The sequence below is a fragment of the Mycobacterium xenopi genome (assembly GCF_009936235.1).
GTDB classification, from domain to species: domain Bacteria; phylum Actinomycetota; class Actinomycetes; order Mycobacteriales; family Mycobacteriaceae; genus Mycobacterium; species Mycobacterium xenopi.
This window is the reverse complement of record NZ_AP022314.1, coordinates 37,979-63,929: the sequence shown is the minus strand read 5'-3', so window position 1 is coordinate 63,929 and position 25,951 is coordinate 37,979. Positions and strand designations below refer to the sequence as shown.

The following is a 25,951-nucleotide window of genomic DNA, read 5'->3' as shown; positions in this document are numbered from 1 at the left end:
GTAGCGCCCACATCCGGCCATTACACACCCCTTTGCTGGCAAACGCTGGAAGACGCGCCGACGCAATCACGGCATGTTTCTGGTGATTCTGGTGAGGTGGACGTGACTAACGTTGTGGCGCGGCGGTCGGCTTGATGGGTGCCGGCAGGGCGCTGTGCCCCATCAGATAGCGGTCCACGGCTGCGGCGGCGGCCCGGCCCTCAGCGATGGCCCACACGATCAACGACTGGCCGCGGCCCATGTCGCCGGCAACGAACACACCGGGCACCGAGGTCTCGAAGTCGTCGCCGCGTGCGACGTTCCCGCGTTCGTTGAACTCGACCCCGAGGTCGGCGAGCAGGGCCGATTTTTCAGGCCCGACGAAGCCCATGGCCAGCAACACTAAGTCGGCTTCCAGTTCGAAATCGGTGCCCTCGACCTTGACGAACTTGCCGTCTTGCATGCGCACCTCGTGCGCCCTGAGCGCGGTGACGTGCCCGTCGCGGCCCACGAATTCCTCGGTGTTGACCGAGAACACCCGCTCGCCGCCTTCCTCGTGGGCCGCCGAGACCCGGTACATCAGCGGGTAGGTCGGCCAGGGTGTCGACTCGGCGCGCGTGTCAGGTGGACGCGGCATGATCTCGAACTGGTGCACGCTGATCGCGCCTTGCCGGTGCACCGTGCCCAAACAGTCGGCGCCGGTGTCCCCGCCGCCGATGATGACCACCTTCTTGCCTTTGGCGGTGATCGGCGGCTCTCCGTCCGGGCCGAGCACGTCGTCGCCTTCCTGCACCCGGTTGGCCCACGGCAGATATTCCATCGCCTGGTGGATGCCGTCCAAGTCACGGCCGGGAATCGGCAGCTCGCGCCACGCGGTGGCGCCGCCGGCCAGCACCACCGCGTCGAAGTCGGCGCGCAGTTGATCGGCGCTGATGTCGACGCCGACGTTGACGCCCGGGCGAAACTCGGTGCCCTCGGCTTTCATTTGCTCGAGCCGACGGTTGAGGTGGCGCTTTTCCATCTTGAACTCGGGAATGCCGTAGCGCAGCAGCCCGCCGATGCGGTCATCGCGTTCGAAGACGGTGACACCATGCCCGGCGCGGGTCAGTTGCTGTGCGGCGGCCAGGCCCGCGGGACCCGAGCCGACCACGGCGACCGTCTTTCCGGTCAGCTTGTCCGGCGGCAGCGGGACCACCCAGCCTTCCTCGAAGGCCTTGTCGATGATCTCCAGCTCGATCTGTTTGATCGTCACCGGATCCTGGTTAATCCCGAGCACGCAAGCCGGCTCGCACGGCGCCGGGCACAGCCGCCCGGTGAAGTCAGGAAAGTTGTTGGTGGCGTGCAGCCGTTCGATCGCGTCTCGCCAACGCCCCCGCCGTACCAGATCATTCCATTCCGGAATCAAGTTGCCTAACGGACATCCGTTGTGGCAGAAGGGAATCCCGCAATCCATGCACCGGGTGGCCTGCTGCCGAAGCACATCCCGGTCGAAGTCCTCGTAGACCTCGCGCCAGTCGCGCAGACGCAACTCCACCGGGCGGCGCTTGGGCAACTCCCGGCGGGTGTACTTCAGAAAACCCGTCGGATCAGCCATGCGCGGCCGCCATGATTGCCTGGTCGACGTCGGTGCCGTCCCGCTCAGCGTCGGCGATCGCTTGCAGCACACGCTTGTAGTCGAGCGGCATCACCTTGACAAAGTGCCGCTGCTCCCCCGCCCAGTCGGACAGAATGCGTTGCCCCACCGCCGAATCGGTATTGTCGACGTGGGCCTGGATCATGCCATGCAGCCAGTCCAGGTCGTCCTGGTCGAGGCTTTCCAGTTCCACCATTTCGGTGTTGAGGTTGCCCGGCAGCGCGCCGTCCGGGTCGTAGACGTAGGCCACACCGCCCGACATCCCGGCCGCGAAGTTGCGCCCGGTGCGGCCGAGGATGACGACCTTGCCGCCGGTCATGTACTCGCAGCCATGGTCACCGACGCCTTCGACGACCGCGTGGGCTCCGGAGTTACGGACCGCGAACCGTTCACCGACCACCCCGCGCAGGAAGGCCTCGCCGCTGGTGGCGCCAAACAGGATCACGTTGCCGCCGATGATGTTGTCCTCGGCAACATAGTCGTCCGGCGCATTGTCGGAGGGCCGTACCACGATTCGACCTCCGGAGAGACCTTTGCCGACGTAGTCGTTGGCGTCCCCGTAGACCCGCAGCGTGATGCCCCTGGGCACGAACGCTCCGAAGCTGTTGCCCGCCGACCCGTCGAACGCGATGTCGATGGTCCCGTCGGGCAGGCCTTGGCCGCCATAGGCTTTCGTCACCTCATGGCCGAGCATGGTTCCCACCGTGCGGTTGACGTTGGAAATCGTGGTGGAGAACCGCACCGGCGTGCCGGAGTCCAGCGCCTCGCGGCTCATCACGATCAGCTGCTGATCCAGCGCTTTGTCCAGCCCGTGATCCTGGCTTGAGCTGCAGTAGAGGTCCTGGTTCATAAACGCCGACTCCGGCTCGTGCAGTATCGGCGTCAAATCGAGCTTATGGGCCTTCCAGTGCGCCCGCGCCAGCGTGGTGTCCAGCGCGTTCACTTGGCCGACCGCTTCGTTGAGGGTGCGAAAGCCTAGCTGGGCCATATATTCCCGGACTTCTTCGGCGACGAACATGAAGAAGTTCTCGACGAACTCGGGCTTGCCGGTAAATCGCTGTCGAAGCACCGGGTTCTGGGTGGCCACCCCGACCGGGCAGGTGTCCAGGTGGCAGACGCGCATCATGACGCAGCCAGACACCACCAGCGGCGCGGTGGCGAACCCGAATTCCTCGGCGCCGAGCAGCGCGGCGATCATCACGTCGCGGCCGGTCTTGAGCTGGCCGTCGACCTGCACCACGATCCGGTCGCGTAACCCGTTGAGCAGCAACGTTTGTTGTGTCTCGGCCAGGCCGAGCTCCCACGGCGCGCCGGCGTGCTTCATCGACGTCAGCGGCGTCGCCCCGGTGCCGCCGTCGTGCCCGGAGATCAGCACCACGTCGGCGTGGGCCTTGGACACCCCCGCGGCCACCGTGCCCACCCCGACCTCGGACACCAATTTCACGTGGATGCGGGCCTGCGGGTTGGCGTTCTTCAGGTCGTAGATCAGCTGGGCCAGGTCCTCGATGGAATAGATGTCGTGGTGCGGCGGCGGGGAGATCAATCCCACTCCGGGTGTGGAGTGGCGCACCTCAGCGATCCACGGGTACACCTTGCCGCCCGGAAGCTGGCCGCCCTCACCGGGTTTCGCACCCTGGGCCATCTTGATCTGAATGTCGGTGCAGTTGGTCAGGTAGTCCGAGGTGACGCCGAACCGAGCCGAGGCGACCTGTTTGATCGCGCTGCGGCGCCAGTCGCCGTTCGGGTCACGCTCGTAGCGGCTGACATGCTCGCCGCCCTCACCGCAGTTCGACCGCCCGCCCAGCCGGTTCATCGCGATCGCCAGGGTCTCGTGGGCCTCGGCGGAGATCGAGCCGTAGCTCATCGCCCCGGTCGCGAAGCGCTTGACGATCTCACTGGCCGGTTCGACTTCCTCTAGCGGAACCGGCGGGCGCACACCGGCTTTGAACTTCAGCAGCCCGCGAAGCGACGCCATCCGCTCACTTTGGTCATCGACCAGCTTGGTGTACTCCTTGAAGATCTTGTACTGCCCGGTGCGGGTGGAATGCTGCAGCTTGAACACCGTGTCCGGGTTGAACAGGTGGTATTCGCCCTCCCGGCGCCACTGGTATTCCCCGCCCACCTCGAGCTCGCGATGGGCGCGCTCGCGTGCCCGGTCCAGAAACGCCAACGAGTGGCGGGCCGCGACGTCGGCAGCGATGTCGTCGAGGGTGATGCCACCGGTGGGACAGGTCAGCCCGGTGAAGTACTCGTCGAGCACCTCTTCGGAGATGCCGACCGCCTGGAACAACTGTGCGCCGGTGTAGGAAGCCAACGTCGAAATACCCATCTTCGACATCACTTTGAGCACGCCCTTGCCGGCGGCCTTGATGTAGTTGCGCAGCGCGGTCTCGCGGTCGAGGTTTTCCAGGACACCCCGATCGAGCATGTCCTCGATCGACTCGAACGCCATGTACGGGTTGATTGCGGCCGCCCCGAAGCCGAGCAGCATGGCCATGTGGTGCACCTCGCGGGCGTCACCGGACTCGACAACCAGCCCGACCTGGGTGCGGGTGCGTTCCCGCACCAGATGGTGGTGCACCGCGGAGACGGCAAGCAGCGACGGGATCGGGGCCATCGTCTCGTCGGACTCGCGATCGGAGAGGATAATGATGCGCGCGCCGTCGGCGATCGCCGCCGATGTCTGCGAACGCACCTCGTCAAGCGCGGCTTTCAGCCCGGCGCCGCCCTCGGCGACCGGGTACAAGCAGCGAATGACCTTGGAGCGCAAGTCCAGCCGTCGGCCGTTGACTTCCACGTCGGGATCGAGGTTGACCAGCTTGGCCAGCTCGTGGTTACGCAGGATGGGCTGCGACAACTGGATCTGGTGACAGGATTTCTCGTCCGGGTTGAGCAGGTCGCCTTCCGGCCCGATGGTGTGCTGCAGGCTGGTCACCACCTCTTCGCGGATGGCGTCCAGCGGAGGGTTGGTCACCTGGGCGAACAGCTGGTGGAAGTAGTCGAACAGCATCCGGGGCCGATGCGAGAGCACCGCGACCGGGGTGTCGGTGCCCATCGACCCGATCGGCTCGGCGCCGGTGCGCGCCATCGGAGCGACCAGCAGGTTAAGCTCTTCGTAGGTGTAGCCGAACATCAACTGGCGCAAGACAACTCGGTGGTGCGGCATCCGCACGTAGTTGCCTTGCGGCAGTTTGTCGAGCGGGATCAGGCCCCTGTCGAGCCATTCCTGGTAGGGGTGCTGGGCGGCCAGCTCGGCCTTGATCTCCTCGTCATCGACGATGCGGCCCTGCGCGGTGTCGACCAAGAACATGCGGCCCGGTTGCAGCCGCATCCGGCGGACTACCTTCGACGGGTCGAGGTCGAGCACCCCGGCCTCGGAGGCCATCACGACCAGGCCGTCGTCGGTGACCCAAATCCGCGACGGCCGCAGGCCGTTGCGGTCGAGCACCGCGCCCACCACGGTGCCGTCGGTGAACGTCATCGACGCGGCCCGTCCCACGGCTCCATCAGTGAGGCGTGATACTGGTAGAAGGCGCGCCGCGCGGGGTCCATCGATTCGTGGCGCTCCCACGCCTCTGGGATCATCATCAGCACCGCGTGGGCCAGGCTGCGTCCACCCAGGTGCAAAAACTCCAGCACTTCGTCGAAGCGTGCGGTGTCCGAGCCGCCGCGGGTGCAGATCGGAAACAGCTTCTGCACGTCGTCGTACGAGCCGAAAATATCGGTCTTGACCAGCGCCTCCCGGGCACGCATCCAGTTCTCGTTGCCGGTGACGGTGTTGATCTCGCCGTTGTGCGCGATGCGCCGGTACGGATGCGCCAGCGGCCACGACGGGAAAGTGTTGGTGGAAAACCGCGAATGCACTATGCCCAGCGCGCTTTCCAACCGGTCGTCTTGCAGATCAAGGTAGAACGCCTTGAGCTGCGGCGTGGTCAACATGCCCTTATAGACGAACGTCTGACCGGAAAGGCTCGGGAAATAGACGGTTTCGCGACCGGGACCGTCCTGGCCGGGGCCCTTGGTGCCCAGCTCGTGTTCGGCACGTTTGCGGATCACATACGCGCGCCGCTCCAGCGTCATACCCGAGGCCCCGGCGATGAACAGCTGCCGGAACGTGGGCATCGCGTCGCGGGACAGCGCGCCCAGCGAAGAGTCGTCGGTGGGCACGTCTCGCCAGCCGAGCACTTGCAGCCCCTCGGCTTCGACGATCTTCTCCACCGCCGCACACGCGGCCGCGGCGTCTTTGGAAGACTGCGGCAAAAACGCGATACCGGTGGCATAGCTGCCGGCGGGCGGCAACTCGAACTCCACCACCGAGCGCAGGAACCGGTCGGGAACCTGGATCATGATTCCGGCGCCGTCCCCGCTGTGTGGCTCGGCGCCTTGAGCGCCGCGGTGCTCGAGGTTCAGCAGCGCGGTGATCGCCTTGTCGACGATGTCGCGGCTACGGCGGCCATGCATGTCCACGACCATGGCCACCCCGCACGAGTCGTGCTCGAACGCGGGGTTGTACAGCCCGACGCGGTTGGGCGCCATTCCCACCTGACCCTTCACCAATACTTTCTGCGCGGCATATGAACGGCTCCGTCGGTGCCGCACCCCTTCAGATTGCGGGCTAAGCTCCTTCGGCCTTGTCGATTCGGTGGTCACCCAGAGGTGATGATCCGGTCAGGGGATGCGTCCGTGCAACGCTGAACGGTGGCCCTGTACCCGGTCTCGACAAGTCGTAAAACGATATGACAAAAACCGCCTGACATGCCAACTTCGTCAATAGTAACCCGTCGGTTGGGCGGGTTACGCCGACGAGCTTGTGGCAATCCGAAGGCGTTGCCGGTCATGTTGGGTGTCTGCAGAGTAGGCAGTGCTGGCTCTTATTTGCCGCACCACCGGGATTGGCTCGTCGGTTCTTTGCGGTTTGCTGTGACCGGCGGCTCACCGCGGCCGCGATGACCGGTCCGTCACAACTGTGCCAGATGGGCGTGACGTGGCCGATTAAGCCGGCCACTGCCTCGATGCCGAAGACCCGTCGGCATGGCTGCCAAGTTTGCGTAAAAGACGGGCCGGGATACTAGGTCGCATGTCCTATGTTGCCGGTGGGCCGCAGGGTCCTTCGGTACCGAGCCATACGCGGGAAACTCATGACCGAGCGTGACGACTTCTTGATGGAGCGGCTGCGGTCTGGCCCGGTCGACCGTCGGGCCACGCACCCGCCGCAGCCTGAGCACAAGGACCAGCAGACCATGCCGCTGCCGGCCTACCCGCCCGGTCGCCCCCGCCCGACGGTCACACCTGCGCAGCCGCGACCAGCCGGCGTTGCACACCACCCGGCGCCCACCCCGAGACCGGCAGCGCCAGGCCCGGTTGCCGCTCCGGTGCGTCCGCGTCCCAGCCGCGGCTGGCGACACCTGGTTCTGGTGGCCACCCGCGGCCTGGTCAACCTGGGCCCATCGGCTCACGAGCGCCAGGAGGCCCGGTTCGAAGCGGCCGTCCAGGCGGTCCTGCGCGGCAACTACAAGGTCGGGGTGCTGGGCAAAGGCGGCGTCGGCAAAACCACGGTGGCGGCCAGCGTCGGGTCGATCTTCGCCGAACTGCGCCGCCAGGACCGCGTCGTCGCCGTCGACGCCGACACCGCGTTCGGGCGGCTTGCCAGCAGGATCGACCCTCGCACCGAAAGCTCGTATTGGGAGCTGGCCGCGGACAAGAATCTGCGGTCGTTTGCCGACGTGCGGGCCCGGGTCGGCACCAACGCCGCCGGGCTGTACGTGCTGGCCGGCGACCCGCCCGCCGGGCGTCGTCGGGTGCTCGACCCGGCCATTTACCGCGAGGCCGCGCTGCGACTGGACCGTCATTTCACCATCTCCGTCGTCGACTGCGGGTCGACGATGGACGCACCGGTCACTCAGGAGGCGCTGCGCGACCTGGATGCGCTGATCGTGGTGTCGTCGCCGTGGGCGGACGGCGCCTCGGCGGCCGCGCAAACCATGGAATGGCTGGCCGAGCACGGGCGTACCGGTTTGTTGCGGCGCAGCGTCGTCGTGCTCAACGACTCCGACGGGCACGCCGACAAACGCACCCGCGCGGTGCTGACGCGCCAGTTTGTCGACCGCGGGCAAAAGGTCGTCGAAGTTCCCTTCGACCCGCATCTACGGCCCGGCGGCGTCATCGACGTGCGCCGCGAGATGGCCCCGGCCACGCGGCGCCGATTTCTCGAGATCGCGGCCACGGTCGCCGAATATTTCGCGTCGCGGCCCGACGGCGCGCGGGACCGAATCCCCACCTGACCAGGGCGTGGCCGTCAGGTCGTCTCGGCGGCGCGCTTAAGGCCCGCACTCTCCATGTCGAGGTACGCCCGGACCCGGGAGCCGGCCAGCAGCGAGCCCAACCACGCCAGCGGCCCCGTGCCGATGAACTCCAGCGTCGTGCGCACCTGCTGCCCGGTGCCGTCGATGCGGTGCACCGCTTCGAGGGTGAGCCCCGGTTGTTTGGCCACCCAGGTGAACGTGCGCATGGGCTCCAGTTCGGTCACCGTCCACACCGTCGGCCGGCCTTTCGGCTGCACCACCCGGGCGCGGCTGCCTACCGCCAGCGGACCGTCGTCGAGTCGGGTGATTTCTCGCATCGATGCGGTCCAGGTAGGCCAGTTTTCCACGTCGACGAGCAGCTGCCACACTCGCTCGGCGAGGGCGTCAACGGTTTCCTCACGTACGTAGCGCATGCGCGATCACCTCCGCTGGCATCATGTCACCGCAATCAGGTGGTGCTTTCGAAAGCCGCGCTGCGCGCGACTGGGTCGACGGTGGCTTCGATCTTGGCGATCAGATGGTCGCGGATGGTCAGCACGATCACGGCGAACAGCCGCCGCCTTGCGAAGGCCAGCAGCACCGGCTGCCCGACCGGTCCGCTGACCAGCGTCACGCCGGGCCCGAGGTAGCGCAGCAGGTTGGTGGCCACGGCGTCCGGCCCGTAGCCGAGTTGCGGTGGCGGCGCGGGCTCGGCCAGTAGGGTCGCCGCTCCCCAAACCGTGGGATCCAGTGCCGACGCCAACGCTTGGATGTCGCCGTTGGCGCAGGCGGTGATGAATTTCTCTGTGACGAGTGCGTGCTCGCTGCCGCCCACGTCGCTGGGCTTCGGTGCCGCGCTGCCGAACTTCGCTCGCGCCCGCCGCGCCAGTTGACGGCAGGTGCCGACGGGACGGCCCACCGTTTGCGCGATCACGTCGAACGGCATTTGAAACACGTCATGCAGCACGAAGGCCACTCGCTCGCCCGGGCTGAGCCGACGCAGGACTTCGAGCAGGGCTGCGCGCACCTCGTCGTCAAGTGTGACCCGATCGGCCGGGTCGGGGCGCTGGGCCTGGTTGACTGCGACGGCCTGGTGTTCGATCTCGGCCGGCCGTTCGTAGCGGGCGCGCGCCGACCGCACCTGGTCGAGGCAGATCCTGCTCGCCACCACGGTCAGCCAGCCGCGCACATCGTCGACCTCGCCCGGATGCGTGCGAGACAACCGTAGAAAGGCTTCTTGCGCAGCGTCTTCGGCGTCGCCAACATCGCCGAGTATCTGGTAGGCCAGGTTGATCAGGTATGGGCGATGGCGTCGCCATGCCTCGCTGATCTGATCGCCGGGCGGTTGGCTCATATATTCACGACGATCGGGCAAGCGAAAAAGTTACGCATTGACGCCGTCGATCTGGCCGGGTGACCACCCGGCTTCCAAGCACAGTCAAAGCACTATCGGCACATGCTTTTCCGCGCAGGCATCCATCACCGCGTCGACGATGTCCTGGGTGCGCACCGTCTCCAGGTCTTCCACGGTCACCGAGCCTTTGTTGGTGCGGTGCTGTGCCGCAACGCGGGAGTCGCGCAGCCGCTCGGCACGCTCCACCACGTTCCGCGCAAACCGCCCGTTCTGCATGATGTCGATGCCGTGCCTGCCGTCTGGTCCCATGTAGGCCCGTAGCATCGTGCATGCCACGTTGAGTGCTTCACGGGCGCTGGGCTCGATGACGGTGGCGCGGGGCTCGCCGTACCGGACCGCGATTTCGACCAGTTCCTCTGGCGTGTAGGACTCGAATCGTAGCTTCCGGTTGAACCGGCCCGCCAATCCCGGGTTGACGGTGAGAAATTCGTCGACTTCCTTCTCGTATCCCGCTCCGATGAAACAGAAGTCGAACCGATGCACCTCGAGCGCGATCATCAGCTGGTTAACCGCTTCCATTCCGATCATGTCCGGCCGGCCATCCTGGTGACGCTCCACCAAGGAATAAAACTCGTCCATGAACAAGATGCGACCCAGCGAGCGGTTGATCAGCTCGTTGGTCTTGGGCCCCGATGCCCCGATGTGCTCGCCACAAAAGTCAGCCCGCTTGACTTCGATGATCTCGGGGTGGCGCACAATCCCCAACCCGGCGAAGATCTTTCCCAGCGCCTCGGCGGTGGTGGTCTTGCCGGTGCCCGGCGGCCCCACCAGGAGCATGTGATTCGTCTGGTTGGTCACCGGCAGCCCGGCAGCGAGCCGGAGTGCCCGGACCTCGATCTGGTCTTCGAGTTCAGCGACGGCCCTTTTGACTTCGGCCAATCCCACTTGGTTGTTGAGCAGCGCCCGTCCCTCCGCAAGGAGTTCCTCGCGTCGCTCTTTGTTTTCCTCCTCTCGACGCTGCTCGTGGGAGCGCTCGGTCGTGACGTCCCATTTGTTGGTGCGGCTGTTGATCGTCTCTTCGTCGGTGATCACCAGCTGCAGCGCGGGGTCGGCAAGTGCTTGCTTGGCTGGTTCGATGAGCGCACCGTTGATCGTCGCCTTCGACAACCAGATCTCGGCTTTGTCTTGCTCACCGAGCTGACGGTGGGCCATCCCACGCACATAGGCCAAATCCGCTGCGATCAAAGGAAATTCGTTAGGGTCGATCGCAGTAACAGCGGTTTCGATCAGTTGGTGACGGCGCCATTCTCGCGGTTCGCCGTGTCCGGCGCGTATTTCGACCCGATCAGTCCAGTCAAGCGCGACTCGTGCCTGTCCGAGGTGGACGGCGGCGTGGGCAGCTAGGGCATTGGTTCCGGCGGTGACCGCAGACATGATGATGGCTTGCGGCGGCAGGATGCTGGCAGCGATCGAAATTACGTCCGACCAACGCTGGGTGGCGAACATCAAATAGGCTCGGATGTATTGCTGCCACTGGTGGTTCTCCCAGCTGTCCAACAGTGACGAATCCTGCAGCAGCGCATCAGCTTTCTCATATTGCCGATCATCGATTAGCGCGCTGGCCAGGGCCAGGCCGGCATGAGAGGCCTCGGTCACCGAGATCGAGAGATACGGTCCAGCCTTGATCGCCGCCGATAGGCGCACACCGAGCCGGTTGGTCTCCCGGTGGAGCCGGGCGCCGTAGGCGTAGAGCTCCTGCAGCGTCGACAGCGAGTCATCGCCCGCCGCGATCCGGCCCAGCCAGGCGTCGGCCATCGATGGGTCGATCTCGGTCGCCTGCCGGAAGTAGTCCTGGGCGGTGTCGGGGTCGGAGTCGAACAACGCCATGGCTTGATCGAAGCGCTTGCGCGCGGCGACCGTGTCGGTGCTGCTGGTCATCGTCTAATCCACCGGCTCGAGCTCGGAGGTCCTCAGGATGGTCGGCTCTGAGGATACGTAACGGTTCTCGGCGCGGAACAGCTCGACCTCCACAGTGTGCCTCTGCCCGGCCGCCTGCACTTCCACGCTGGCCGGACCGATCTGCGTGATCACTACATCGGCCGATCCCCGGTACGGCTCTCCGGGCTCCCCGACCGAGATCAACGTGTTCGGTCGCGGCGCGGGCATGACGGTGCCATCCACGACGCTGACCGTAGTGCCCGCGACAGGCCGAACGCGGTTATCGACGGCGATGTCCGGCATCCGAAGGCTGGCCCAGCGCTGCAGATCTCGAGTATGCACGGTGATGCGTTCCCCAGCACCGGCCATCCGCAACACAATTCGTTTGGCCAGCGAATCCTCCGCGGCGATGTGAACCCGGCTCAGTTCCCCTGGATCGTCGAGCGGCAGCATCAGGCGGTTGCCCGCGCCGACCTTACCCAGCAGCACACCCGAGGGTCCGATCGGGATAACCAGCGACCCCATCAGCGCGCCGCGGCGTACGCCGCGCAACGGCGGCATCGGAGCGCACAGGTTGGCCCTGATGGCTTGCGTCTGCTCCCCTGGCAAGGTTCGCAGCATCACGCTCGGCGGGGCGGTTGGTGGCTGCATGCTGCGCACTGTCACGGTCGCGATGGCCCTGCCGTCGCTGAACAACGTGACGTTCTGGATGATCCCGTCGGCGCGCAGCGCCCAGGCGTGCGCCAAGTTCTCGGCGGTAATGTCACCAGGGCGGTACCAATACGTGGTCAACCAGCCCCCGTCACCGCGGGCGGTGCGCCAGCGTTGGTTTTGCGGGTTCAGCGCAGCCCGTCCCACCCGTCGCTCGAGCTCGACCATGTCGGTCGCGGTTGCGACCTTGGCCCGAATGCCTTGCTGGCGCATCGCCGCACTAATGCGCTGTCCTGCAGCCAGCGTCGCGGTGCCGATCGACGTGCGCCACTGCAGCGCTTCGGCGTTGGGGATCGCCGCGATTCGAATGATCAGCCAGGTTTCGCGCTGCCCGGCATACGGTGGGGTGCCGATCAGCGTGTCGTACACCCGTGGGTAATCTCCTGTGCTGCGCCGCCGAGCCCCAGCGCTGACGACGCTCAGCGAATCAATCGTCAAACCGAGGCTCTGGCGCAGCAGCGGGAGCAGACCGGCGATGTCGACGGTGTTTTCGGTATAGGTCGCCGTCGAACCGGTGAACAACGTCGGCCTGTGCGCTTTACCGAGCAACTGGACGGCAACCACCGCGACACCGTCCTGATAGCGCACACCGCCGCCGGTGCGGTCGTTGGCCACCGTGATGGGTTCGCTCAATTCGATTGGCCGGCCGCGCTGACGCCAGAGGATCAGCCAGTACCACAGCGGATGCCCGCGCCAACGGATGACGCCACCAGCTAGCCCTAGAACCAAACCTGCTGCGGCGCCGAGATAGCCGCCAATGCTCCACCCGGCGAGACCCGCGGCAAAGATGCCGACGACGATCGCCAGTTTCGTCGTTGCCGTCATCGCGCCCGCCGGGCCCGCGCGATTAGCCAAGCCATGAGGATCGCGGCCGCCACCACGCCGGCGAATCCCAGCGCCACATTGCGGGCACGGTGGTCCGGGGGCGGCGGCGGTGCGGCCGGGGTGATCACCCGCGTCTGCGCGCCGGGGGCAAACCTGTCGCCAGGGGGCACGTTGAAGGTCAGCGCGGCCACCGGGTCGACCACACCGTAGCCGACCTGATTGTCGACTCCCCGCGGCGGATTGTGCGCGGTCTGCAGGATTCGGTTGATGACCTGGTGGGCGGTCAACTCCGGATACTTGGCGCGAACCAAGGCGGCTACTCCACTGACGTAGGCCGCCGAAAAACTGGTGCCCCAGAACGGCATGTTCTTTTCACCCGGGCGTATCGGCGGGTAGGCGTTCGCCGGTCCCCCGGTTTGCGGGGACAGCCCCATAATTCCCACACCTGGGGCCGCGGCGGCGACCCAGGGCCCGGACAGGCTCTTGCTGATCGGGGCGCCGGTGTTATCGACCGCGCCCACCGAAAGAACGTAGTCGGAAAACCACGACGGCGACGACACCGTTTTGACTTGATGCCAGTCGCGAGGATCGGAGGGGTCCAATGGATCGAACGACGGGTTTTGGGCACACTCGTCTTCGCCCTCGTTACCCGCCGCCGCGACGATCACCGCATCCTTGGCGGTGGCCGCATACCAGACGGCAGCGCCAATACCGCTCTGGTCCAACGGATCAGCTGCCGATACGCATGAGGTGACGCTGACGTTGATCACCTTGGCGCCCATGTTCGCCGCGTGGACGATGGCGCTGCCCAAAGTGGCGACGGTGCCAGCCTTCTTGCGGGCCTCGATGTCGCCGCCGCCCGGGTTGACCGGTTCGTAGGCACGCGATGATTGGCGGATCGCGATGATGGTCGCGTGCGGCGCCACCCCGACAACCCCGTCCGGCGCCCCTGGTGGAGGTGGCGGAACCTCTGGATCCTCGGCCTGGTCAGGTGTGGGATCCCCTGGGGCGTTTGACGGCTCGTCGGCCGGCGGTGGCGGCGGTGGTGGTGGTGCCGGTTTGATTTCGGTGATCGTCACCGGCGACGGCGGCGGCGGTGGCGCCACCGGCGGGGGTGCGCCCCCCGGAGGTGGTGGTGCCGCGAACGCCGGTGGTGGACCGGCCGGCGGCGGAAACGCCGGAACAGCCGGCATCGGGGCGGGCATCGGAATTCCCTGCGGTGCAGCGGCAATCACCGACGCCACGATTGTGCCGTGCGCGTCGCAGTCCATCAGCCCATCGCCACCCATGATGTAATCGCCGCCAGCGACCGCCGGGAGTCGCGGGCTGGGATTGACCCCGGTATCGATGACCGCTACCGGCACCCCGTTGCCGGTCGAGTATTGCCACGCCTTGCCGATGTTGAGCATGGTGAAACCGGGTGCGGTCACGGCTACGTTCGGTTCGGCGACCGTGATGGTGCGCGCACAGACGTTGCTCTGCCGCATCGGCTGGTCCGGGCCCGGCTTGCCGTCGGCCGGTACGCGGCCCGGGTCGACGCTCGGTGGCGGAATCGCTTGAGCCGCGGGCACATTGGCTGACAATCCAACGAGAAGCCCGGTCAGCACCATCGCCGCAGTCCGCTGTGTCCACGTCCGCGAGGCCGTCGGATTCATCGCATGCGCACCCAGGTGAAAAGTCCGCCGATCCACGCGGCCAGGGGCATGGCCACAATTATCGCCACGATTTCCAACCACTCGGCGACCATCCGCACCAGCGGGGTGAACCGGGTGATCGGCACGAGGAGCGCGGCCGCCAGGCCGGCGCCGCCGAATGCGACCAGCACCGCGGCTCCCCAAAGCACAGCCTCGCCGGAGGGCGCGGGTTCGCTCAGCACGTATTTGACTACACCGACGCACATGGCGGCGACGGCTCCGCACACCAGGGCGATGGCCTGACGTTTGTCGGCGAATGCCCTTCCGCGGCTGATGAAGATCAGCACAAAAAGCCCGCAGAGCACCGCTGCGGCCACGCTGCGGCCCTGACCCGGCATCAAGGTGGCCCATACCGCGGCAGGCAGTGTCAATCCGGCTGCCGCGCAGATTCCGGTCAGCACGTTGTTGGCGCGGATCGCGGCGGCGGCGATCTGCTTACCGCGCGGTGTGGTGTCGGCATTCACCTCGTCTTCGGCGCCCTCGTCCACGGGTGCTACCGCGTCGGCCGGCAAGCCGGGGCTGCGCCGGAAGAGATCGCGCCCGGTGATCGACCCGAAATACGGGGGCCGGATTCGTGCGGCCCACAGCGCGATCGTCGGCGCCAGCGTCAGCAAGAGCAGCAGGACCACCAGGGTGCACATGCCGAGCCATTGGGCCGGAATTGGCCGCCACATCCGCGCAGCGGCCACCGCGCCGCCCAATCCGCACAATGTCACGATCGTTGACGCCACGTTGATATGCCGTCCGGTTGTCACCGCTATTCCGCAGGTCAGCACGGCGAATAAAAGAGCCGCGATAAACAGGTGCGCCGACCCGACATCGCCGGGAGGCGCGGCACCGAAGCTCACCGCCAGCATTGGCGCCGCGAGCCAGGCGAAGCCGTCGAGCATGTCGGTCCGGTGCGGCCACCACCGCCATACCACCCCGGCCCCACCGGCGGCCAGCAGACCGGGTACGCCGGTGACGATGCTGGACACCAGCGAGTCGCTGGCCAGGCGGTTGCGCACAGCGACCACCAAAATCGTGAGCCAGATCATCGCCAGGATGGCCAGCGCCGTGTGGGCTGCGGTGTCGGCCGAGACCGGTTCGAACAGCTTCTTGCCGATTCGGGCGAGTGCGGTCGACAACGACTCGTACTGCGGCTCGAATGAGTCGCCTTCGACTGCGGGAACGAGTACCAGCGTGGCGCCGTCCTCGACGCCGAGTTCGTCAAGGGTCTTCGTGACGTCGAGGCGCACCCCGTTGGCTTTGTGTAGCTCGTAGCCCACCCCCAGATCCAACCCGGGCAGACCGCGGCGTTTGAGTTCCTCGTCGAGCAGTTCGACGATGTTGTCGATGAACATTTCGACCGGCACCGACGCCGGATACACCTGCGACACAAGGTGGTCGCCACATACCACAGCGACCGCGCAGCGAGCGGGAAAAGTGACTTTCGCCGCCATTAGCGTGGCCTATCAGCGTCCGGGATATATTTGTCCGCCAGTGCCGCGGTGATTTCGAATAACCGCAGCCGTGTCTTCTTTTTTAATTCATGCTGGGTATCAATTATGCCGCCTTTTGCGAGGTGTGGGTCGTAAGGCATAAATTCGACGGTCGCGCCCGATTTTCCGAAACGTTCGGTAAGGTAGGCCCTCGCATCCGCGTCGTATTCATTGCGGCTGTCATTTAAAATAACCATGCTGCGCGACACTAATTCGTGGTAGCCCATTGCCCGTAGCAAATCGATTGCGCGGGTCACCGGCAACGACGTGTCTGCGGTCAGACCGGAAACAAAAACCAGGGTGTCACAGGCGTCGAACACGGCCTTCATAACTGGATGCTCAAGGTCGTCGGATGTGTCCACCACGATCACGGTGTGCGTGCGGCGCAGGCGCGACAGCACCCCGGTGAACATTGACGGCACCAAAGGCCGCGGTTGATCGGATGCGCGGTTTCCGGCCAGCACGTCCAAGCCGACGCTGTTTTGCCCCAGGTGTTCTCGGATATCGGCGTAACCCTGGACGTCGGTGTCGTTCAAAACGGCGGTGTAGTCGCCTGGTGGGTTTTCGTCGATGCGACCGGCGAGTGTTCCGAATCCAGGCGCCGCGTCAATGGCCACCACGTTCTCCGGTCGGCATTCCCGAAATACCGCGCCGATGCACGCAGTCATGGTGGTTTTCCCGACGCCGCCCTTGCCGGAGATCACTCCGATGACATACTGCTTGCGGATGTGGCGGCGGATGCGCTCCTGCAATTCGCGGTAGTGGCGTTCGGCCGGTGATTCGCCGAGGTTAATGGTGTGAAAAGATGCGTTATAGACGAATTTGCGCCATCCAGAACCCGGTGGAATTTTGCGCGGCGCCACCATATCGGAAATCCGCAGAGTTCCCGAAACGGATTCTTGATGGCGCGCAGCCGCTGATTCTATCCGGCCCGGCCTGAGCGGTTCCGGCGAATTCGGTGCCGCGTTCCACGGATTTGTCACGATGCCGATGCTAACATGCGCGCGTTTACCCCTTTACTACACGACCTTTCGGTACGAGAACCATTCTTGATTTGCGGGCAGGCGTCGCACCATCCGGTTGATTGCGTCGGCGATGTTGCTCCCCGCGCCAGGGGCGATCACCATCCACTTCTTGCCACCCGAAACGAGGTGCTCTGCCACCAACCGCCCGTCTGGGGTGTCGATAACGGTGACCACGGTCTGTTCGATGTACGTCCGTGATGGCCGTCCGGTCTCCACCCCGGACTGCAGCGCGACTATCGATGCTTGGGCTGATCGCTTCGGGTCGGCGGCCATCATAAGGATTTGGAGCTGATCGCCGTCCAATCGCCGGTTCATCAAGAATGCGCGCAACGTTTCTTGGCTCTTCACATCCGCCAGGAGCGCATCGGCATCGACGGTGACCGGCCGCAACGGCGCGGGGATGCTAACACCGCACAATCGCTCGATCTGAGAGCTAATGATCGCGCTCGCGGCGCCCTCCGCGGTGGACGTTCCGGCTCCACCGATGCGAATCACGCCCTTCGATCTTTCCAGCACGACCCACCACTGCGCGTAGCGGGCGAGGATTGCCCGGTCGGGTTCATCCCCCCGCTGAGGGCTGCGCGCCTGTATTACCAGTGCGACGTCGCGGCGCGCAAGCACCGTCAGCCATTCCACCACGATGGGGTCTACGGTTCCCGAGTCGTCGATCACCCCGGCGGCTTGCAGTTCGGCGGTGATCGGATGCAGCAGCGCCATCTGCGGCGTTTCGACGCTCGGCAGGATGGGCCGCAATCCCAGCTCGGGGGCCACCACCTCGATTCCGGTGAGGATCTGCAGCGCCCAAAGTCCGTCGACGGTCGTGGTTAACACATCTCCTCCAAGCCAAAGCGCGGGGCGCACGTTCGCGCGCGCCCCGCGGTCGGCTATCCGTAAGACCTAACCACCCAGGAGATTTGCCGCCGTGGTATCGACGTGGTTGGCCCCGAGGAATGACGCGTCAACAGCGTTGCTGTGCCGCATGATGGTGTCGCCGATGTCGGACACCGCGCTGGTCAGCCGCCGGAGGCTGTCGAGGTAAGCATCGCCACCTTGACCGATAAGGTGTTCGGACACCAACGCGTTGCCGGCTTGCATGAGGTCATGTGCATGCTGGCTTAGCATTGCAGCCTGCGTGGCCATGGCGTGGGACAAGTCTGCTCCGGCGCCGTAGTTGTACGAGATTTCCATGCTTTTCTCCTTGCTGGACTATGGCTTTAGGGATTCAAATCGCTCGACCAGCGCGGCCGATTACATCTGCGTCGGGGTGGCGCCGGGATGCACGGCGGAAAGCTGCTGGCTGGCGTCGGCTTCCTGCGCGATGTAATTGGCTTTGGCGGTGTTGAGGTGTTCATGCAATTCCAGGCTGGCCGCGAGCGCTTGATCAAGATCGTGCTTGATTTGAACTGCCGTCGCGTGCGATGTGACGCAAGCCTGACCGGACCAGCCTGCGTTGATGATGTTCTCCGAATGGGCTATGTATTGGCCGCCGAGTGCCTGTGCTTCTGCCAGAAGCGAGTCGGCCTTTTGGATCATCGCTTCGACCGCCTCGATTCCTACCTGCAGATTTGCCGCCATTTATGTCTCCCTCTCGTTCGCTGGACTGACCCGGGGGCTCCGGAGCATTGCGTAGAGTGTACTGGTTGTACGGCGGCTGTCACTTCACCTTTTGGCAGACATAAGGTGACAGCCTCTTAACCGTGTATGTGTTAACTAGTTCGCAAGCAGTAGCGTGTTTTAGCTGGATAGCCTCTTGTGTCGCCGTTGGCCGATTTAGCGCGGCAACGGCTGGCGAACTACGGCGAGCCATGCCTGTCAGCGTCGACGACAATCCGCGCATGCGTGACCTTCTCCTTGTCCGACTCGCCGCTCTCCCGACCCAACATCCCGGCAGCCGCGGGTGAAACGGGCATCGTCCCACCGCCGGTCGCCGTCGTAGTGGTCGGGCCACTTACCTGAGCCGCATTGACTAACCCGCTCGCCCTGAGCCCCGTTGGCCGCCCACCGAGTTCGGGCTCGAATGTGCTTGCGGGCCGGGTGAAACTGGTCAACCCGGCACCTGAATAACCAACGCCTCCTGCGCCGCCGGCTGCGCCGGATCCCAGGCTAGCCGCACCTCCGCCGCCTGCGGCGATCGGCTCGGCCGCCGCGGCAACCGGTTCAACCGCAGCAGATGCGCCCGACTGCGACATCAATCCGGGAAACATGCCCATCATCTGCTGCAGTGGGCTTGAGAAACCTTGCATTCCGCTCTGGAGAAATTGCGTCGGTCCACCGGCCAACGATTGTGCGGCCTGCGGCAAGCTGGTCATCGCACTCTGCATCGGCTGCAAAAGCTGCGTGACCGACTCCATCGGCGACGCCGTCGATCCCGCGGTCTCTGCCGCCCCGCTCGGCAATGACGGCAACCCTCCTGCGTTGCTCGCGGCGGCCTCGCCGGCTGCCTCCGCCGGAGCCGCTGCGGCGGCCGGGGACGCGCCCAATGGCGTAATCGGTGGGGGGGTGCTCGCTATTGCTCCCATTAACGTGGTCAACGTGGTGGCATACGTCACACCAACGCCCGTGTTCTGCCCCCAATATTCCGTGTATTCGCCCTCTAGCTCGGCGATTCTAGGGCTAAGCGCACCGAGAACCCACGGATTTATATTGATGTCGGCAGCACACTCGCTGCGATTAGCCACGCAGACCGCCGATGGTATGACCGAAGACCTCGCGATGGTATTGGCTTCTACTGCCGCCTGACCGATGGACACGTGCTTCAAACAATGTGCAGCCATCGGCGCCAGCCCGGCGAGATTCAGTTCAGTGCCCTTCAGCGCCGAGGCTGCGCCGCCGAGACCGATCCACGCCTCCATGGTCGCGACGACGTTGGCCATCGATAACCCCATCGACAACTCATGGCTGACCGCCTCGCTCAGCCATGCCGCAATATTGGCGACCACGGTCGACGGGTCGCTGGATTCTAGGAGCGCTGCCACACTTTCAGGCGGACCGAACCACAACGGGTCGGGCATATGGCCTCGTTAGACGATCGACGAGAGGTTTACCGAGCTGAGTAGTTCACGCACCACGTAGCTGATGGCAGACAGGCCCTGCGCGCCGGCATAGGTGGCCCGTTGCGCAACATGTTCTGCTACCGACCCTAGATAGGCATCACCAGCTCCGTTCAGCGCGGATGTGAATGCCGCGTCGTCGGACGTGGGCACCATAGGTACTGTGCCGGTGAGGGCGGCAGCCCCGGCGGCGTTGTTGGCGGCCACCTCACCGCTGATCACCATCTCGGTGACAGACGACAGGTTGACCGCCTCAGGAGTCACGCCAAGGAAACCGGTCATGTGTGTTCCTCCCGTTGGTCGGCAGGCTGTACCTGCGAAGTAATGCGAGCTTACGGCATCGCGCAGACTCGTCGACATGGATTCTGCGGTAACCGCCGCGGCGGCGCAATTCGCCCTACTCCGGATGCCCAGGTGCGCCGACCAACACCCCTTCGATCTCGCCGTCGGTGGTCACCAGCAAGCCACGGCCGGGCGGCAGCTGCTGGGCACTAATTCTGCCGTAGACCTTGACGTTTGCTGGGTCGTTGTCCATAAACAACGTCGGCGAGCGGGATCCGGTCAGCTTCTGCAGGAAGGGATTCATCACCACCTGCGATGCCCAATTGCCGGGTAGCCGGGCGGCGATGACGTGCAATCCCACCTCGCGGCTACGTTCGATGAATGGCCACAACGGTGCCGTCGCGGCCGGCTTCATGACCTGATTGTGGGGCCGCAGCTCATGCTCGTCGTCGATCAGGACGAAGTGGTGCGCGCCCTCCCACGGCTTTCGGTTCAGCAGTTCTTCTTGACTGAGCCCCGACGGTGGCAAACGGTCGCGCAGCAGTTCGGCCAGTTCGCTGATCACGGCATCGATGTCGTCTGCGGTGTAGGCATAGGCCCGCACATGGGGACCCCGGATCTTGCCGATGAGCGTCGTCTTCGGGTCGATGATGGTGATCTGCGCTTGATCGGGGCCGAACCGCGTGGTGATTGCCTGGCCGAAGGCTGCCAGTGTCGTGGTCTTCCCGCAGAGCTGGCGGCCCATCACCAGCATGTTGGGCACCATGCGGGTCGGCAGCGCCACCGGTTGCAAGGCGCTTTCGCCGATCGCGAATGGGACGTTGAATGGATCGGCCGCCTCGGCGGTCCGGTCGAATGCCTCGATGACCTGAGTTAAGGCTACCTGCTCAGGCAGCCGAGACAGGCGCTCCACCTTGGCCGCACCGGTGACCGCGGCGATGAGCGCACCGATGCCACGTGTTGTCACCCGCTCACCCTCGGTCCCGGTGATTTCGGGCAGCCCCACCAACAACTCGTATCCGTCCCGAGTAAGCCCAAAACCCGGACGGTCCAACGTATTTCGTGCCGCCTTGCGCAGCTCTGGCGAGGTGCCCATTTGCGTTTCGTCGGGATTGCTGAGCCGCAGCTGTATCCGCGCGTTGGAGACGGTGATCATCCCTTGCTTCTGCCCGACGAACCACGCGTTGGCGCTGGTCATCACGTGCACCCCGTAGGACAGGCCCTGCCGGGCGATGGCGATGGCACGGTCGCCCATGGCCGGGTCTTTTTCATAGAGGTCGCCGTAGTTGTCGATGACCAGGAAAACGTCGCCGAATTTGTCCTCGGGGTCGGTGCCTCCGCCGCCCGCGGCCCCGAACCGGCGTTCGCGAAATTCGGAAATGTCGATCTGATAGTGCTTGAACGACGCCTCGCGGGCTCGAATCAACCCCTCGATGGTGGCAATCGTGCGCGAAACACCTTCGGTGTCGTTCAGGCTGACCACCCCGGCGACGTGGGGAAGCTCCTCCACCGGATACAGCGACGCACCGATGCAAAAGAACGTCACCCGCTCCGGGCGATACATCAGCGCAGCGGACGTCATCAAGGTCATCAACGTCGTGGACTTGCCGCGCTGAGCGGTGGCCACCACCATGATGTTGTCCATTTCGGCGTTGATGACATGCACCCGTTGGGCGTGTTCTTCGGGTATATCGACCATTCCGACCGGGAACACCAGCCCCGGGTTCTGTCCGTAGTCGACATGCCAGGGCTTGCCACGCCAGTAGGCCACCAAAGCGTCGATCGGCTCGCTGATTTCCAGTGGAGGAAGCCAGATTTGGTGCGGTGCACGAGCTGGGTGCGCCACGAGCGACTCGCGGATGACGTCGAGGATCTTCTTCTTCTTGAAACCGTCGGCGTGGAAGAGGAATTCGTCGGGTTCCTCGGGTTCGTCGGCTTCCGCCAGGGCTGCGGTGTCTTCCGGGCTCAGCGGCTGGTATTCCCAGGTGAGCGGACGAGGCTGCGAGAAGCTGACGTCGATCGTCTTGTCGACTTTCTTGGTCTTCTTCGGCAGCACGAACGGCGCCGATAGATAGAAGCATCGGAACGGCTCGAGATCGCGCGGCCCGACCTTCAGCAGCGCGTACCCGTTTTCCCTCGCCGGCAGGTGCAGGGCGGCGTCGCTGCCGATGACGTCGCGGGAGTCTTCAGCGGTCTCCGCGCGCAGTGCTATCCGAAAAGCGATATTGCTCTTGACCTTGCTCAGCGACGACAGGTCCAACCGCTGGCCGCCCAAGGTGAAGAACACATTGCAGCCCCGGCCTTCCTGACCGATGTGGATGACCAGCTGGACCCATTCAGGGTGGTGATGGAAGAGCTCCAAGTACTCGTCGATGATGACCAGCAGGATCGGCACCGGTTCCAGGTCGCGGCCGGCCAGCCGCATCTCCTCGTACTCGTTGGCGTCGCGAGCCCCAGCTTCTTTGAAAAGTCGGTAGCGTCTTTCCATTTCACCGTTGATCGCTTTGCGCATCCGCTCGGCCAGATGCCGGTCGTCTTTGCCCAGGTTGGACAGGGAGCCCGCGACGTGGGGCAGACCTTCAAGGTCTTGGGCCGCGGATTCGAACTTCATGTCGACGAAAATGACGATGAACGTTTCCGGTGAGTGAGTCAGCGCGATGCCGTTGCACAAGGACAGGAAGAGCTCCGACTTGCCTGATCCCGATGTCCCGATCACGACGGAGTGAAAGCCGTACCCGCCGAAGTCTTTTGCACGGAAGATGATGTATTGCAACTCGCCACCGGGCTTGATCCCCACGGGCACCATCGCCCACTTGGGGTCGCCCCGTCCGCGACTTTCCGCCCACAGCCGGTCGACGTCGAGGTGGCGTGGATCGCTGATCCCCAAGGCCCGCAACAATTCACCGGCCTGGCTGTCGGTTTCGGATAGCTCGCTGGCGCTCATCGGTGACCAGCGCGCCAGCGCCCGCGCATACCTGTGCGCGGTGCTTTCGGCGAGCATGTCAGCCACCGCGTAGAACGCCTCGCGGTGATAGAGCCGACCTTCGCGGAGCTGAAATCGCTGGTCCTCCTCGGCGAAACCAACGCCGACGCCGGGGCGGGTCGCCAGCCGCAACACGGTGATACCGGCCATCCCCTTGAGCCCGGTCACGCCTTCCCACTGCTCGGCGGTGCCCGTGTTGTCGTCGACGATCACCCAATGCGGACCTAGCGACAGCCCCTGTGTCTCCATCGGCGAGGGCATCGAGGTCGGGCTGGTCCCCACCGGTGGGGTCCACGGCCCGCGGCCCTTTCGGTGCAACTCGGCGTCGAGGGCCTCTTCCAGCTCGGTGGGCGAACCAAAGACCAGCCTGCGCATGCCGCAGGCGTCGAACATCTCGTCATGATGGTTGTGCGGCAACCACACCAGCCAGGACCACTGCTCGGGGTGGCGGGTGACCACCATGAGCTTCACATCCTCGGGGCTGTGATACACGGCCAGCGAGCACAGAATCGCCCGCATGAAGCTGTGCAGTTCGCCTGGGTCGTCGCTAATGAAGCTGAATCCAGGTTTCGACCGCAGGCTTAACACCTTGCCGATTCCGCGGATCTTGCTTTGCTCGAGGATGAAATCCCTTAGCGCACCGCCGGTTACCGGCTCCAGCTCCTCTCCGATGGGCACCTCGGGCCACTGCAACGACACCGCCGAATCGCTGGCTTGCTGAATCCCAATCCCCAAACGCACATCCAGGAAATCCGCGTCGTCGGGGCGGCGTTCCCACATGCGGGGCCCGCCGATCACGGTATCGAGCTTCTCCGGATCACCATGCAGGAACAGTTGGCTGCGTTTCTGCTCCTGGGCGGCCCGTTGCACTTCTTCGCGGTCCTCGTCGAGTTGGCGCAGATAGCTGCGCCGCTGCTTTTCCTGCTCCCCCCAGGAGATACGGCGGGCCCGCCCGAAGCGCCCGCTGAACATCAGTGCGCCGAACCCGAACAACCCCATCATCGGGAAGAAACCCGACTGCAGCGAGCGCACCCCGGAGGTGTACATCACCACCAGCGTGCCGATGATTCCCACCAGCAGCGCTGGGATGGCGATCATCATGAGGATGTTGCGCGGCTCGCGTTCGGGCAGGGCCAGTGGCGGAGCAACCGCCACCCGCACCGGCGGAACGGCCGGCGGTGGTTTACGTGCGCCCCGCACGAACCCTCGTTTCGACATGGCTAACCTCCTGCCTGCGGGTTGGCTTGCGGTACGGGCGCGACCGCGCCGTTGCCCACAATGGTGTCACGCGCTACCAACGCACTCTCGCGGCTGATCGCCGGCCCGGCCGCAAACGTGCGCACAATCGGCCATGGCGCCTGCACGGCGCTGCGCGGATCCAGTCCCAGCGCTTGCAAGGTCCGGTTATCCGATTGGATCCCGTAGCGAACACCTTGCGGTGACAGCCAGTACAGGCTTTCCCGGCTGTCGGAGGTCGCCACACCACTCGTCGTCGCCACGAAGTTGGCCGCGCCCGGCAGCAACAGCGCTTGGTCAGCCTCCACCGATTCGGGATTACGGTCGTCGCGCACCAGATGCACCAACCGAGCGTCCATGCTGATCGGAACCGGCAGACCCCGGCCGCTGAAGATCGTGATGCTGGCTTGCGGGTCGCTGGACTGCTTCTGCCACGCCACACAGGTCACCGGATTAGCCGCTGTGTCAATGAAATCCAGCTTGCCTGGCGGATAGTAGTCGACGTTGAGCACATCGACGGTGGGGATGTGGATCAGCTTGTCCGGCGTGATCAATGTCGGGGTAGCCGAACCCACTGGATTGGCCGTGCGCAGCAGGTCGGCGACGAAACTGGTGATCTTCTGCACCCCGTCCGGAAGCAGTACGTAAAACCCGGTGACCGTACCGGCGGCGTCGCGGGTTTCCAGCACGCTGCCCACGGTCGCGCCGGGCAGCCACCGCGACGGCGTCCCCGCTTCCGGGATCGGCGGCACCACAAGGGGTTCGGTCGAGGGCATGGCGTCATACAGGGCGTTGGAGATCTCGATCGGATGCGTCACTCCTGGATCGAGACCCAGGTTGAAGGTCACCGAGCGGTCCATGGGGTCGATGCGGGACCGGTGACCACCCCAGATCACGTAGGTCGCGTCCTTGTGGGTCGCAAGGATCGCCTGCGGCGGACGCATCGGAGCGGCGCGGCCGAATGTCGACAGCTCGCCCGCGATGGACGTCACGACAGGGGCAGCCCGGGCGCCCCGGGTGGGAGCGGTGTCGCAAACCGCCCAAGCGGAGACGCTGCTAGGGGTGACCGTGAGGCTGTCGGGCACACCGGGGATGCCGATCATCGGTCCGGTCGGATACTTCGCGATTTCGCTCGCCTTGACCCACGCCGGGGCGGCCGCGTTGCCAACAGCCAGCCGAGCGGAAGTCAGGTTGAGCGCCGGGTAGAGCCGCCCGTCGATCTTGGCGTACACCGCGCCGGTGTCACGGTTTCCGACAATCGCGGACTGGCCCACCAGCCCGGCCGGCTTCCAGATGTGCAGCAACGCCATCCAACCCAGACCGATGAGGACGAACACAATCGACAACGCCACTGCGGCTTGCTGTTTGCGATCGTCGTGTTTCATCCGGACCGAAAACCTGGTGATCGCGGCCCGCAGCCGGCGGTTGTAGAAGAGGTGACCCGAGTTCTGGTCGCGGTTGGACAGGTTGAGCGGCATG

The 25,951-nt window shown here is 65.0% G+C and carries 16 protein-coding genes and 1 pseudogene; 1 reads left to right on the top strand and 16 read right to left on the bottom strand.

Annotated features, from left to right (window positions below):
- Positions 1–106: 106 nt before the first annotated feature.
- Both MYXE_RS00280 and gltB read right to left on the bottom strand, forming a co-directional pair.
- On the bottom strand, positions 107–1,573 hold the full coding sequence (locus MYXE_RS00280) for a glutamate synthase subunit beta (protein ID WP_085197946.1): 1,467 nt from the start codon (positions 1,571–1,573) through the stop codon (positions 107–109).
- Positions 1,566–6,148, bottom strand: a pseudogene (gene gltB, locus MYXE_RS00275) (glutamate synthase large subunit). The gene MYXE_RS00280 and the pseudogene gltB overlap by 8 nt, the downstream one beginning before the upstream one ends.
- A 602-nt stretch (positions 6,149–6,750) precedes the next feature.
- Here gltB and MYXE_RS00270 point away from each other — a divergent pair.
- On the top strand, positions 6,751–7,893 hold the full coding sequence (locus tag MYXE_RS00270) for a MinD/ParA family ATP-binding protein (protein ID WP_172468635.1): 1,143 nt from the start codon (positions 6,751–6,753) through the stop codon (positions 7,891–7,893).
- Positions 7,894–7,907: 14 nt separating this feature from the next.
- On the opposite strand, the gene MYXE_RS00265 is transcribed toward MYXE_RS00270, so the two are convergent.
- The 14 genes from MYXE_RS00265 to eccB form a co-directional block, all read right to left on the bottom strand.
- On the bottom strand, positions 7,908–8,327 hold the full coding sequence (locus MYXE_RS00265) for an SRPBCC family protein (protein WP_085197940.1): 420 nt from the start codon (positions 8,325–8,327) through the stop codon (positions 7,908–7,910).
- 35 nt (positions 8,328–8,362) lie between these two features.
- Positions 8,363–9,247, bottom strand: a complete 885-nt coding sequence (sigI, locus tag MYXE_RS00260) for an RNA polymerase sigma factor SigI (protein WP_085197937.1) — start codon at positions 9,245–9,247, stop codon at positions 8,363–8,365.
- A gap of 84 nt (positions 9,248–9,331) precedes the next feature.
- A complete protein-coding gene (eccA, locus tag MYXE_RS00255) occupies positions 9,332–11,185 on the bottom strand; it encodes a type VII secretion AAA-ATPase EccA (protein WP_003919865.1) in 1,854 nt (617 codons plus the stop codon).
- A gap of 3 nt (positions 11,186–11,188) precedes the next feature.
- Positions 11,189–12,751, bottom strand: a complete 1,563-nt coding sequence (gene eccE, locus MYXE_RS00250) for a type VII secretion protein EccE (protein WP_232061693.1) — start codon at positions 12,749–12,751, stop codon at positions 11,189–11,191.
- Positions 12,718–14,376 carry a type VII secretion-associated serine protease mycosin gene (gene mycP / locus MYXE_RS00245; protein WP_415624450.1) on the bottom strand — a complete coding sequence of 553 codons (1,659 nt, stop codon included), beginning with the start codon at positions 14,374–14,376 and terminating at the stop codon, positions 12,718–12,720. The genes eccE and mycP overlap by 34 nt, the downstream gene beginning before the upstream one ends.
- Entirely contained in the window at positions 14,373–15,857 is a 1,485-nt protein-coding gene (gene eccD, locus MYXE_RS00240; protein ID WP_085197929.1) for a type VII secretion integral membrane protein EccD, read from the bottom strand. The genes mycP and eccD overlap by 4 nt, the downstream gene beginning before the upstream one ends.
- A complete protein-coding gene (locus MYXE_RS00235) occupies positions 15,857–16,879 on the bottom strand; it encodes a MinD/ParA family ATP-binding protein (RefSeq protein WP_003919861.1) in 1,023 nt (340 codons plus the stop codon). The genes eccD and MYXE_RS00235 overlap by 1 nt, the downstream gene beginning before the upstream one ends.
- Before the next feature lie 36 nt (positions 16,880–16,915).
- Positions 16,916–17,752 (bottom strand): ESX secretion-associated protein EspG, encoded by an 837-nt coding sequence (locus MYXE_RS00230; protein ID WP_085197927.1) that lies wholly within the window; start codon positions 17,750–17,752, stop codon positions 16,916–16,918.
- 66 nt (positions 17,753–17,818) lie between these two features.
- Complete coding sequence (locus tag MYXE_RS00225; RefSeq protein WP_003919859.1) at positions 17,819–18,109, bottom strand: hypothetical protein; 291 nt, start codon at positions 18,107–18,109, stop codon at positions 17,819–17,821.
- A gap of 60 nt (positions 18,110–18,169) precedes the next feature.
- Positions 18,170–18,496: a hypothetical protein gene (locus MYXE_RS00220; RefSeq protein ID WP_003919858.1), complete on the bottom strand. Its 327-nt coding sequence runs from the start codon at positions 18,494–18,496 to the stop codon at positions 18,170–18,172.
- 218 nt (positions 18,497–18,714) lie between these two features.
- Positions 18,715–19,932: a PPE domain-containing protein gene (locus tag MYXE_RS00215; RefSeq protein WP_003919857.1), complete on the bottom strand. Its 1,218-nt coding sequence runs from the start codon at positions 19,930–19,932 to the stop codon at positions 18,715–18,717.
- 9 nt (positions 19,933–19,941) lie between these two features.
- The gene (locus MYXE_RS00210) at positions 19,942–20,253 is read right to left on the bottom strand and encodes a hypothetical protein (RefSeq protein ID WP_003919856.1); all 312 of its coding nucleotides are present in this window, start codon (positions 20,251–20,253) and stop codon (positions 19,942–19,944) included.
- A gap of 115 nt (positions 20,254–20,368) precedes the next feature.
- On the bottom strand, positions 20,369–24,454 hold the full coding sequence (eccCa, locus tag MYXE_RS00205; protein WP_085197925.1) for a type VII secretion protein EccCa: 4,086 nt from the start codon (positions 24,452–24,454) through the stop codon (positions 20,369–20,371).
- 2 nt (positions 24,455–24,456) lie between these two features.
- Positions 24,457–25,950, bottom strand: coding sequence for a type VII secretion protein EccB (gene eccB / locus MYXE_RS00200; protein ID WP_085197923.1), 1,494 nt, complete (start codon positions 25,948–25,950; stop codon positions 24,457–24,459).
- Position 25,951 lies beyond the last annotated feature (1 nt).